Genomic DNA, 10,787 nt, shown 5'->3' on the forward strand with positions numbered 1-10,787 from the left:
CGCCGCGCGAGCTGCGGGCGCGCGAGGCCGCCGACGCGGAGCGCTGGTTTGAAACCATCACGGCGGATACCTTTGGCTAGAGCATCCGTCCATAGCGCAGCGCTGATAGCCGCCAGCCTTGCCTGCGCCGCGAGCGCGAACGAGCTCGTGCCTTACAAGATCGTCGGCGACGGCATTCCAGCCTCGCTCACGGGATCGCCCGGCGATGCCGCCCGCGGGCGCACACTGGTGCTGGCGCGCACGACGACCTGCATCCTCTGCCATTCCGGGCCTTTTCCGGAGACGCGATTCCAGGGAGACCTCGCGCCCGACCTCACCGGCGCCGGGAACCGATGGACGGCGAGCCAGTTGCGGCTTCGACTGGTCGATGCATCGCGCTTCAACACACAGACCATCATGCCGTCTTATTTTCGCAACGACGGCTTCGTGCGCGTCGGACGTAACTTCGCCGGCAAGCCGATATTGTCGACTGCGGAGATCGAGGACATCGTGGCTTTTCTTGCAACACTTCGCGACTAGGACTGCTCATGCCAACCACGCGACGACAATTCCTTAGCTTTGCCGGAGGCATCACTGCCGCCGGGACGATCCCGATCGTCACCCTGCGTCCACTTCAAGCCACGCCCGCGATGCTCAATAACGCGATCCGCAATGTCGTCGGCGAAGCACAACTTCGCACCGGCAGGGTGAAGCTCGACATTCCGCCACTGGTCGAGAACGGCAATACGGTGCCGATGACGGTGAGCGTCGCAAGCGCGATGACGGCCGACGACCACGTCAAGAGCATCCACGTCTTCAACGAGAAGAACCCGCAGCCGAACATCGCGAATTTCTATCTCGGCCCCTCCTCCGGCCGCCCCCAGGTCTCGACCCGGATCCGGCTCGCCGACACCCAGAAGGTGGTGGCGATCGCCCGTCTCTCCGACGACACGTTCTGGCAGGTTGCCGCCGAAATCGTCGTGACGCTGGCCGCCTGCACCGAGGAGATGAACTGATGCCGGCGCTCATCAACGTTCCCGCCAAGGCCAGACGCGGCGACGTCATCGAGATCCGCACGCTGACCTCGCACATCATGGAAACCGGCTTCCGCCACACCGCGGACGGCAAGCTCGTGCCGCGCGACATCATCACGAGCTTTACCTGCCGCTACAACGGCGCCGAGATCTTTCGCGCCGATCTGTTTCCGGCGATTGCGGCCAATCCATATTTGTCGTTCTTCACAGTCGCCAAGGAGAGCGGCAAGTTCGAATTCGAATGGATCGGCGACAACGGCTATTCGTCCACCGCATCGGCATCGATCATTGTCGAATGAGCGTTTGGCGCGCGATAACAGCGGCGGCATTGTTCGCCGCGGCCCCTGCCCTGCTCGCCGGTGAAATCCCGCCCGATGCGCGCCGGTCCGGCTATTCGTTCATGGGGCCCGACACGCGCGCGATGCAGGATGACGACACGGCCAATCCGGGCATGCTGTTCGTGCTGGACGGCGAGGCGCTATGGGGAAAGAAGACCGGCGATGCCGAAAAGGCCTGCGCGGATTGCCATGGCGATGGGCGCACCAGCATGAAGGGCGTCGCGGCGCGCTATCCCGCCATCGACAAGGCGCTGGCGCGCCCGGTCACGCTCGACCAGCGCATCAATCTCTGCCGCACCAATCATCAACAGGCTACGCCTTTGCCTTACGAGAGCCGCGATCTCCTGGCGCTGTCCGCCTTCGTCGCCCACCAATCGCGCGGTGCCGCGATCACCGCAGGCGACGATCCGCAGGCAAAACCCTTCGTGGAGCACGGCCGCAACCTCTTCATGCAGCGCGAGGGTCAGCTCAACCTCGCATGCACCAATTGCCACGACGACAATTTCGACAAGCGCCTGGCGGGCGCGCCGGTCACGCAAGGACAGCCGACCGGCTATCCGCTCTACCGGCTGGAATGGCAGACGCTGGGATCGCTGGAACGGCGGCTGCGCAGCTGCATGAGCGGCGTCCGCGCACAGGCCTATGATTACGGCTCGCCCGAACTGGTCGCACTCGAGCTCTATCTGATGTCGCGGGCGCGCGGCCTGCCGATGGAGACGCCGGCGGTGCGGCCCTGATCGTCGATTAGGGCTAGGCAGGCGTGGAACGGCCGCTAGTATCCTCCCAAAGAAAATGAATCAGAGGGAGGGACTCAATTGGCCAACCACACCATCTCGCGCCGCACGCTGCTAGCGGGTACCGCCGCGGCCGGCGCACTCGGCCTGACCGGTTTGCCGGCGCGCGCCGAGGTCAACTGGAAGAAATACGCCGGGACCAAGCTGGAGGTGATCCTCGCCAAAGGCCCGCGCGGCGACAACCTGCAAAAGAACATCAAGGAGTTCACGGATCTCACTGGCATCCAGGTCGAATCCGAGCAGATTCCCGAGCAGCAGCAGCGCCAGAAGGTCGTGATCGAGCTCACCTCGGGCCGGCCGAGCTTCGACGTCGTCCATCTCAGCTATCACGTGCAGAAGCGGCAGTTCGAGAAAGCCGGCTGGCTCGCCGACATGACGCCCTTCATGAAGGATCCGGCGCTGACTGCGCCCGATCTCGTCGAGAGCGATTTCTCGGCCGCAGGCCTGCAATACGCCAAGAACGACAAGGGCCAGATGCTGTCGCTGCCCTGGTCGGTCGATTATTTCATCCTCTACTACAACAAGGAGCTGTTCCAGAAGAAGGGCGTCGCTGTCCCCAAGACGCTGGACGAGATGGTCGCCGCGGCCGAGAAGCTCACCGACGCCAAGGACGGCACCTACGGCTTCGTCGGGCGGGGCTTGCGCAACGCCAACATGACGTTGTGGACCAACTTCTTCCTCAACTATGGCGGCGAATTCCTGGACGCCAAGGGCAACATCCTCACGGATGGTCCGGAAGCCGTCGCGGCGACAAAACTCTATCAGACGCTGCTGACGAAGGTGGCCCCGCCCGGGGTCGCCGGCTTCAACTGGATGGAATCGATGGCCTCGTTCACGCAAGGCCGCTCCGCGATGTGGATCGACGGCGTCGGCTGGGCGCCGCCGCTGGAGGATCCCGCCGCCTCGCGCGTGGTCGGCAAGGTCGGATATACCGTCGTGCCGGCAGGACCGAAGGGGCAATATTCGGCGACCTATGGCGACGGCATCGGCATTGCCGCCGCGAGCAAGAACAAGGAAGCCGCCTATCTGCTGTGCCAATGGGCGGTCTCGAAGCAGCAGGGCGCGCGGCTGTTGCAGTCCGGCGGCGGCGTACCGTTCCGCAACTCGATCCTGAACGATGCGGAGGTCCAGAGCGGCGTGAAGATGCCCAAGGAATGGCTGCAATCGGTGATCGATTCCGCCAAGATCAGCAAGCTGGGCCTTCCCGTCGTCATCCCGGTCGCCGAATTCCGCGATCTCGTCGGCGCCGCGCTGACCTCGACACTGTCGGGCGCCGATCCCGCGACCGAGCTGAAGAAGGCGCACGAACAGTACCGGCCGATCCTGGAGCGCAGCGAAAAGGCGTGAGCACGTTGACACAATCGACTCCGGCCGCGGCACGGTCCGATGCCGCGCCGGAGAAGGCCTTGCGGCCACCGTCCTACTGGCCGTTCGTGGTGCCGGCGCTGGTCGTCGTGCTCGCCATCATCATCTTCCCGTGGGTCTTCACCATCTGGATGAGCCTGAACGAGTGGAAGGTCGGCTCGGCGACGACCTTCGTCGGGTTCTCCAACTATCTGCGGCTGACGAGCGATCCCCGCTTCCTCGAGGCAGTCGGCCACACCATGGTCTACACCGTGCTGTCGGTGGTGCTGCCGCTGGCGCTCGGCACGCTCGCTGCCGTGGTGTTTCACCAGAAATTTCCCGGCCGCGGTTTTCTGCGCGGTATTTTCATCTTGCCGATGATGGCGACGCCGGTGGCGATCGCGCTGGTCTGGACCATGATGTTCCATCCGCAGCTCGGCGTGCTCAACTATCTGCTGTCGCTGGTCGGGATCCCCGCGCAGCTCTGGGTCTTCCACCCTGCCACCGTCATTCCCTCGCTGGTGCTGGTCGAGACCTGGCAATGGACGCCGCTGGTCATGCTGATCGTGCTCGGGGGCCTCGCCGCGATCCCGACCGAGCCCTATGAGAGCGCGCAGATCGACGGCGCCAGCTTCTGGCAGGTGTTCCGTTTCATCACCCTGCCGCTGATCATGCCGTTCCTGTTCATCGCCGGCATGATCCGCATGATCGACGCCGTGAAAAGCTTCGACATCATCTTCGCGATCACGCAAGGCGGACCGGGCTCGGCGTCGGAGACGATCAACATCTATCTCTACAGCGTCGCCTTCACCTATTACGATCTCGGCTACGGCTCGGCGATCGCGGTGGTGTTCTTCCTGCTGATCGTCCTGCTCGCGGCAGTGATGCTCTACGCCCGCCAGCGCATGCTGTGGACCGAGATCGCGAGCGGCGCATGACCTCAAGTCAAATCAACCTACGTCAGATCGTCGGCCAGATCGGCCTCTGGCTTTCGGTGTTCGTCATCGTGTCGCCGGCCATCCTGTTCTTCCTCTGGATGGCATCGCTGTCGCTCAAGTTCGAGGTCGACAACGCGGCCTATCCGCCGGTGTTCATCCCCGATCGTATCGCCTGGAAGAACTATGCCGACGTCCTCGCCTCCAACCGCTTTCTGACCTATTTCGTCAACAGCCTGATCGTGACAGGCAGCGCCACCGCGCTGGCGTTGATCGTCGGCGTCCCCGCCGGCTACGGCATCGCGCGCATGGCCGCGCATAAATCCGCGATCGTGATCCTGATCGCCCGCATCACGCCGGGCCTGTCCTACCTGATCCCGCTGTTCCTGCTGTTTCAGTGGCTGGGATTGCTCGGCACGCTGGTACCGCAGATCATCATCCACCTCGTCGTGACGGTGCCGATCGTGATCTGGATCATGATCGGCTATTTCGAGACGACTCCGATGGAACTGGAGGAAGCCGCCCTGATCGACGGCGCCGGCCGCTGGCAGGTGTTCCGCCATGTCGCGCTGCCGATCGCGCGGCCGGGCATCGCGGTCGCCTTCATCCTGGCCGTGATCTTCTCCTGGAACAACTTTGTGTTCGGCATCGTTCTGGCCGGGCGCGAGACCCGAACCCTGCCAGTCGCCGTCTACAACATGATTTCGTTCGACCAGTTGAGCTGGGGACCGCTCGCCGCCGCCGCGCTGATCGTCACCTTCCCGGTGCTGCTGCTGACAGTGCTGGCGCAGCGGCAGATCGTCGCCGGGCTGACGGCGGGAGCCGTCAAGGGCGGCTAAATTACGCGACGGGAGTCGTCCGCCCGAAGAGCCTGTCCGGCACCGTCCTGATGTGCTTTGATGCGTGTGGCAGGGACTGAGACGCATAGGTGCCCTGATGTACATGTTCGTTCGAAAGTACACCAAGGTTCGCTCGGTTGCGGACGCGGCTCGCCGTGCCAAGAGCGGCATCGGTCACATCCTGAGGGAATCGCCCGGCTTCAGATCCTATTACGTGCTGGACGGAGGCGACGGCGTCGGCGTCGCCGTGATGATATTCGAGGACCGCGAGACCGCCAACGCGGCGAACGACAAAGTGCTGGGTTTCGTTCAGGCAAGCCTGCCCGACCTCAATCTTGGAGACCCCGAGATCATCGCCGGGGACGTTCTGGTAAGTATGGAATCCAGAGCGTAAGTGTCGGTAGGGGTAGAGTGCGCCGGACGACGCGATGCCGTCCGGCCGCAGATTCTTGTTGCCCCAGGTCTACTCCGCCGGCGCGGCGTGCATCTCTGGATGCGCGGCATAGGGTGCGCTGGCGCCAAGCTTGCTGGCGGCGAACAAGCCAGCGGCCATCGCGGCGTAGGCCAGCGCGACGGCGGGCGTGACGCCAAATCCGCCGCCGATGCCGACCGCCTCGCCGTGCATGAAGCCAAAATAGGTCAGGACTGCACCGACAAGCGCGAAGCCCGATGCCTTCTCGAAGTCGCGCTCGATGATGAAGACACCGATCGCCCCCAGGATGAGGCCACCGAGGATGGAGCCGCCGCCCATCACCTCCAGCCCGTGGTAGAACACGCCCTGCTGCGGCAGCGCGGCGATCGCGGCAGCCTTCACCGCATCGGCCTTGTCGGCGGCCATGCCGCCGACGGTTGCCGCCGCATTCATGGTCGAGCCGAGCATCGTGTCGATCTGCAGCTTGGCCCAGGCGGCCAGATGCGGCGTCAGCGCCAGCACGATCGCGGGCGCGTGCTTGACCGGCGTGGTCTGGAACGCCTGCGCGCCGATGAGCATGCCGATGTAGAGCAAAATCGGCGAGATCGCGACCACCGGCACGAGCGCCAGCAGCACCGAGATGATGCCGAACCAGGCCAGCACGATCACCATGATGCCGGTTGCGGCCGAGTAGCCGATGCGGCCGCCCATCGCCTTCCAGCCGGGATGCCCGATATAGACGGCGTTGATGAAGGGATTGCCCATCAGGCAGCCAATCAGGCTGACGACCCCGTCGGCCGTCAGCACCCGCGTGGTCGGATATTCGTCGCCGGCGGCTTCCGCGCTCTCGACATTGTCCATGGCTTCGACGAGGTCGTAGATGCCGAACGGAATGGCGGTGACGAGAATGATGCCGAGAAATTCGAAGCCGGAGAAGACGTAGCCCACGGCGGGAAGCGGCACCGAGAAGCCGAAATTGGCAAACGCTGCGCCGACGCCTGTGAGGCTCAAGCCGCCAAGGCCGAGCCCGAACAGGTTTGAGCCCCAAGCGATGATCATGCCGACGGCGATGGCGACGAGGCCGGCGGGAATGCCGCGCGGATATTTCACGCCGCCGAACCAGCTCACCAGGATGATGGCGAAGCAGACCAGACCAATCTGCGGCGTCATATACATCTCTAACGCAGGCCGCATCGAGATGAAGGTGACGGAGACGCCGGCAAGCGTTCCGAGCAGCGCCGCGCGCGGCGTGATCCTGCGGATGAACGGCGCGATGAAGCCACCGATCATGAGGATGAAACTCTGGAAGAACACCCAGACCAGACCCGCGGACCACCCCTTGAGCGGGTCACCGGTCTTCAACGTGATCGGCAGCATGATGACGAAGGTGACGATGAACATGTGCGGCACGCTGACGCCTGAGGGCAGCGCGCAGACATCGTTGCGGCCGGTCTTCTGGGCCAGCCGATAGGCGAGATACGCATAGTAGAAGGTGGAGAGGCACATCATCAGCCCAAGCGCGGGCAGGATGCGGCCGAACACCAGACTGTCCGGCATCTTCAGAACGAAGCGCAGGAGGCCCGTGAGCACCAGCATGTTGACGAGGATGTTGGTGCCGAAGCCGAAAAACGCATTCCAGTCGCCCGATGTCCATAGTGCCGGCTTGAACTCGGACGTCGTGATCTCAGACTTGCCAGTCATCCCCGTCAATGTGCTCATGACAATACCCCTATGTGGTCGAAACCTTCATTGCCTCCAGAACTGCGGCTGAATCCGTGACCCAGCCGAAGATGCCGCCCTGGGCCTTGATCATCTTCAGGCCCATCTCGTGAAACTCGGGGAAGTAGGACGCGCAGCCGTCGGAGATGACGACGCAGCGGTAGCCGCGGTCATTGGCCTCGCGCACCGTGGTGTTGACGCACACTTCGGTGGTGACGCCGCACACCAGCAGATTTTCGATGCCGTATTTCTCCAGCACGTCGGTAAGCTCGGTGGCGTAGAAAGCGCCCTTGCCGGGCTTGTCGATCACGACCTCGCTGTCGAGCGGATAGAGCTCGGGAATGATGTCGTGGCCCGCCTCGCCGCGAATGAGAATGCGGCCCATCGGGCCGGGATCGCCGATGCGAAGGCTCGGCGCGCCGCGTTCGACTTTCGCTGGGGGCGCATCGGAGAGATCGGGCAGATGGCCCTCGCGGGTGTGGATCACCAGCATGCCGGTGTCGCGCGCCGCTTTCAGCACCACGCCGATCGGCTTCACCGCGCGCGCGAGCTGGCTGACGTCGTTGCCGAGCGTCTCGCCGAAGCCGCCGGGCTCCATGAAGTCGCGCTGCATGTCGATGATCAGAAGCGCGGTGGCGGGCCAGTCGAGCTGGATCGGCTCAGGCTCGGCGCTGATGACGCCCAATGTCGGCTTGCTTGAACTCAGCATGACGCCCGCCCCTCGCGAGAACTGCGCCAGGAGTTCTGCAAGCGCCGTGCCATTGTGTACAATTGCGATGGAGCGGGAGTGGCGAGGGAATTCGCTGCGTGCTCAGAAGGTTACGTCGGCGATCGACACCTGCTTATTCCCTGTGCGACGGCTTTGCGACGTGCATCTGCTCAAAGGATGGGCGGACGTCGACACTCCCTCCACCGTCATTCCGGGACGACGCGTAAGCGTCGGACCCGGAAATCCATCGGGCCGCAGAACGTGAGGTGAAATGGATTCCGGGCTCGCGCTACGCGCGCCCCGGAATGACGGCAGAGTGTGGTGCTACCGCCCCGCCCCATACAGCCGCCGATGCTCTTCCTCATACGGGGCATAAGAGTCCTTCAGCGTCGCCATGTTCAGCAGCATGGTCGCCACCATCGTGCCCGTCTTGTCGAACACGCGCGTCTTGGCCCAGGCGCTTTCGGTGCGGCGGCTGCCGGAGAGCGCGACCACCTCGCGCTCGACCTCGTAGTCCTCGTCGACGAAGAGCGGCCCCTTCACCAGCGTGATTTCCTGATCGGCGAACAGGCCGACCGCCGGTCCCTTTGCCGGCAGCGGATCATCCTTGGAGCGGTACTGGAACAGCACGCTCAGCATCTCCATCGGAATGATCGGTCTACCCCAGGGATTGTCGGCGCCGGAATAGTATGACGAGCCTTCGGTAATCACGGCGAGCTTCTGCCGGAGAGAGAACGGATAGAGGTCGCCCATGATCTGGTCGAACGCCATTCGCACGGTCTGGCGCCTGCTGGTCTGCGCCACTTTGACGTCACGCAGGATCACGGGATCGGCGAGCGGCTTGAGCTCGGCAAGACGCGCTTCGAGCGCGGTCGCTGCGTGCGGCTCGCCGACCGAGGCGGTGCCGCGCAGCACCTCCGTGCCGTCGCGCTTGACCATCTGGATCTGGCACTGGCGCGTAGCGGACAACGGCTTTGACAGGATGGCCTGCACCTCCTCGCCTTCGTAGCAGACGCTGCGGTAATGCGCGGAGAGGCATCCCGTCTCGAGCCAGGCTCGTCCCCATAGCCGTTCGCCGAGCGGCGCGAACTGGCTGAAATGGGTCGGCCCCTCGATGGTGCCGCCCTTGAAACCGAGCTTCTGTGCGGTGGCATCGTCATGGATCGAGGCGTGCGCGTCGTAAGTTTGCGCTTGCAGCATCTGTCGCGGCCGACGCCACGGGCCGATCAGCGCTTCGGCCGTTTCCGTGATCTCGGTGTCGAATGCGTTTGCAGTCATGGTGCTCTCCACTGGAAGCCATGACTAGCAGGAGCGCCACGGATGCGGCCAGCGATATTGACTTCGCTGGCCCATGCTCTTGACTGTCACAATTCGCGTCGCGCAGCCGCCAATCCCTCCCGCAGCGCAAACCCCACGCCGAATCGAGACGAGGACTTCCGAAATGACGCTGTTGCAGGTCGAGCTGGACGACAAATACCGGCTCGAATCGAAGCGGATCTTCCTATCCGGCACGCAGGCCCTGGTCCGCCTGCCCATGTTGCAGCGCGAACGAGACCGGCTTCAGGGGCTCAACACCGGCGGCTTCATCTCGGGCTATCGCGGTTCCCCGCTCGGCATGTACGACCACGCGCTGTGGCGCGCGAAGTCGCACCTTCAGCAGCACGACATCGCCTTCGTCCCCGGACTGAACGAGGACCTTGCGGCGACCGCCGTATGGGGCAGCCAGCAGGTCGGCCTGTTTCCCGGCGCCAAGGTCGATGGCGTGTTCGGCATCTGGTACGGCAAGGGCCCCGGCGTCGACCGCTCTGTCGATGCGCTCAAGCACGCCAATGCGGCCGGCACCTCGCGGAATGGGGGCGTGCTGGCGCTGGCCGGCGACGACCACGGCTGCCAGTCCTCGACGCTGGCGCATCAGAGCGAGCAGGTGTTCGCGGCGTCGCTGATCCCCGTGATCAATCCGGCGACGCTCCAGGATTATCTCGACCTCGGCCTCTACGGCTTCGCGCTGTCGCGCTTCTCCGGCTGCTGGGTCGGCTTCAAGGCGATCAGCGAGACCGTCGAAAGCTCCGCCTCGATCGACAGCGATCCCGAGCGCATCCGGATCAGGCTGCCCGATGATTTCGAGATGCCGCCCGGCGGCCTGAACATCCGTTGGCCGGATCCGCCACTGGACGCCGAGAGGCGCCTGTTCGGTCCCAAGATGGAGGCGGTGCAGGCCTTCGCCCGCGCCAACCAGCTCGACCGCATCGTGCTCGATTCCAAACCGGCGCGCCTCGGCATCGTCGCGACCGGCAAGGCCTATCTCGATCTGCGCCAGGCATTGGCCGACTTGGGGATCACCGACAAGGACGCGCAGGATCTCGGCCTTCGCATCTACAAAGTCGCGCTGACCTGGCCGCTGGAGGAAAGCGGCGCGAAACGTTTCGCCGAGGGTCTTCAGGACGTGCTGGTGGTCGAGGAGAAGCGCGGCTTCATCGAAGACCAGCTGATGCGCATCCTCTACAATATCGATGCATCCAGGCGCCCGACCGTCACTGGCAAGCGCGACGAGAGTGGCGCGCCGCTGCTGCCGAGCGAGGGCGAGCTGACGCCGACGATTGTTGCCTCCGCCCTCGTCGCACGGCTGCGCAAGCTCGGCCATCACAGCCCGGTGCTGGAGCAGCGCCTCGCCCGGCTCGAGGCCT

General features: G+C 64.3%; 11 protein-coding genes and 1 pseudogene. 9 read left to right on the plus strand and 3 right to left on the minus strand.

The features are described from left to right. Nucleotides 1-72 precede the first annotated feature (72 nt). The 8 genes from soxX to MOV74_RS19635 all read left to right on the plus strand — a co-directional run bounded on the left by soxX (nt 73) and on the right by MOV74_RS19635 (nt 5,657). Entirely contained in the window at nt 73-519 is a 447-nt protein-coding gene (gene soxX, locus MOV74_RS19600; protein WP_246925782.1) for a sulfur oxidation c-type cytochrome SoxX, read from the plus strand. Nucleotides 520-527: 8 nt separating this feature from the next. Then, nucleotides 528-995 carry a SoxY-related AACIE arm protein gene (locus MOV74_RS19605; protein ID WP_246925783.1) on the plus strand — a complete coding sequence of 156 codons (468 nt, stop codon included), beginning with the start codon at nt 528-530 and terminating at the stop codon, nt 993-995. Beyond that, nucleotides 995-1,312 carry a thiosulfate oxidation carrier complex protein SoxZ gene (gene soxZ / locus MOV74_RS19610; protein ID WP_246925784.1) on the plus strand — a complete coding sequence of 106 codons (318 nt, stop codon included), beginning with the start codon at nt 995-997 and terminating at the stop codon, nt 1,310-1,312. Before MOV74_RS19605 ends, soxZ begins: the two co-directional genes overlap by 1 nt. After that, nucleotides 1,309-2,088: a sulfur oxidation c-type cytochrome SoxA gene (gene soxA / locus MOV74_RS19615; protein ID WP_246925785.1), complete on the plus strand. Its 780-nt coding sequence runs from the start codon at nt 1,309-1,311 to the stop codon at nt 2,086-2,088. The genes soxZ and soxA overlap by 4 nt, the downstream gene beginning before the upstream one ends. A 78-nt stretch (nt 2,089-2,166) precedes the next feature. Then, nucleotides 2,167-3,492 (plus strand): sugar ABC transporter substrate-binding protein, encoded by a 1,326-nt coding sequence (locus tag MOV74_RS19620; RefSeq protein ID WP_246925787.1) that lies wholly within the window; start codon nt 2,167-2,169, stop codon nt 3,490-3,492. Further along, entirely contained in the window at nt 3,489-4,427 is a 939-nt protein-coding gene (locus MOV74_RS19625) for a carbohydrate ABC transporter permease (protein ID WP_246925789.1), read from the plus strand. The genes MOV74_RS19620 and MOV74_RS19625 overlap by 4 nt, the downstream gene beginning before the upstream one ends. Continuing rightward, entirely contained in the window at nt 4,424-5,263 is an 840-nt protein-coding gene (locus tag MOV74_RS19630; protein ID WP_249796790.1) for a carbohydrate ABC transporter permease, read from the plus strand. The genes MOV74_RS19625 and MOV74_RS19630 overlap by 4 nt, the downstream gene beginning before the upstream one ends. Before the next feature lie 97 nt (nt 5,264-5,360). After that, nucleotides 5,361-5,657: a hypothetical protein gene (locus MOV74_RS19635; RefSeq protein ID WP_246925791.1), complete on the plus strand. Its 297-nt coding sequence runs from the start codon at nt 5,361-5,363 to the stop codon at nt 5,655-5,657. Nucleotides 5,658-5,726: 69 nt separating this feature from the next. Here MOV74_RS19635 and MOV74_RS19640 read toward each other — a convergent pair whose 3' ends face one another. The 3 genes from MOV74_RS19640 to MOV74_RS19650 all read right to left on the minus strand — a co-directional run bounded on the left by MOV74_RS19640 (nt 5,727) and on the right by MOV74_RS19650 (nt 9,381). Then, nucleotides 5,727-7,394, minus strand: a complete 1,668-nt coding sequence (locus MOV74_RS19640) for a regulator (RefSeq protein ID WP_246925792.1) — start codon at nt 7,392-7,394, stop codon at nt 5,727-5,729. A gap of 10 nt (nt 7,395-7,404) precedes the next feature. After that, nucleotides 7,405-8,103, minus strand: a complete 699-nt coding sequence (locus MOV74_RS19645) for a cysteine hydrolase family protein (RefSeq protein WP_246925793.1) — start codon at nt 8,101-8,103, stop codon at nt 7,405-7,407. Nucleotides 8,104-8,427: 324 nt separating this feature from the next. Then, the gene (locus MOV74_RS19650) at nt 8,428-9,381 is read right to left on the minus strand and encodes a hypothetical protein (protein WP_246925794.1); all 954 of its coding nucleotides are present in this window, start codon (nt 9,379-9,381) and stop codon (nt 8,428-8,430) included. 163 nt (nt 9,382-9,544) lie between these two features. Here MOV74_RS19650 and MOV74_RS19655 point away from each other — a divergent pair. After that, nucleotides 9,545-10,787, plus strand: a pseudogene (locus MOV74_RS19655) (indolepyruvate ferredoxin oxidoreductase family protein); the annotation flags it as partial.

It is taken from the genome of Bradyrhizobium sp. SHOUNA76, from assembly GCF_023006445.1.
GTDB lineage: Bacteria > Pseudomonadota > Alphaproteobacteria > Rhizobiales > Xanthobacteraceae > Bradyrhizobium.

Coding starts and splice junctions, on each gene's coding strand:
- MOV74_RS19605 (WP_246925783.1), top strand. CDS start 528: ATGCCAACCACGCGACGACAATTCCTTAGCTTTGCCGGAGGCATCACT.
- soxZ (WP_246925784.1), top strand. CDS start 995: ATGCCGGCGCTCATCAACGTTCCCGCCAAGGCCAGACGCGGCGACGTC.
- soxA (WP_246925785.1), top strand. CDS start 1,309: ATGAGCGTTTGGCGCGCGATAACAGCGGCGGCATTGTTCGCCGCGGCC.
- MOV74_RS19630 (WP_249796790.1), top strand. CDS start 4,424: ATGACCTCAAGTCAAATCAACCTACGTCAGATCGTCGGCCAGATCGGC.
- MOV74_RS19635 (WP_246925791.1), top strand. CDS start 5,361: ATGTACATGTTCGTTCGAAAGTACACCAAGGTTCGCTCGGTTGCGGAC.
- MOV74_RS19640 (WP_246925792.1), bottom strand. CDS start 7,394: ATGAGCACATTGACGGGGATGACTGGCAAGTCTGAGATCACGACGTCC.
- MOV74_RS19645 (WP_246925793.1), bottom strand. CDS start 8,103: ATGCTGAGTTCAAGCAAGCCGACATTGGGCGTCATCAGCGCCGAGCCT.
- MOV74_RS19650 (WP_246925794.1), bottom strand. CDS start 9,381: ATGACTGCAAACGCATTCGACACCGAGATCACGGAAACGGCCGAAGCG.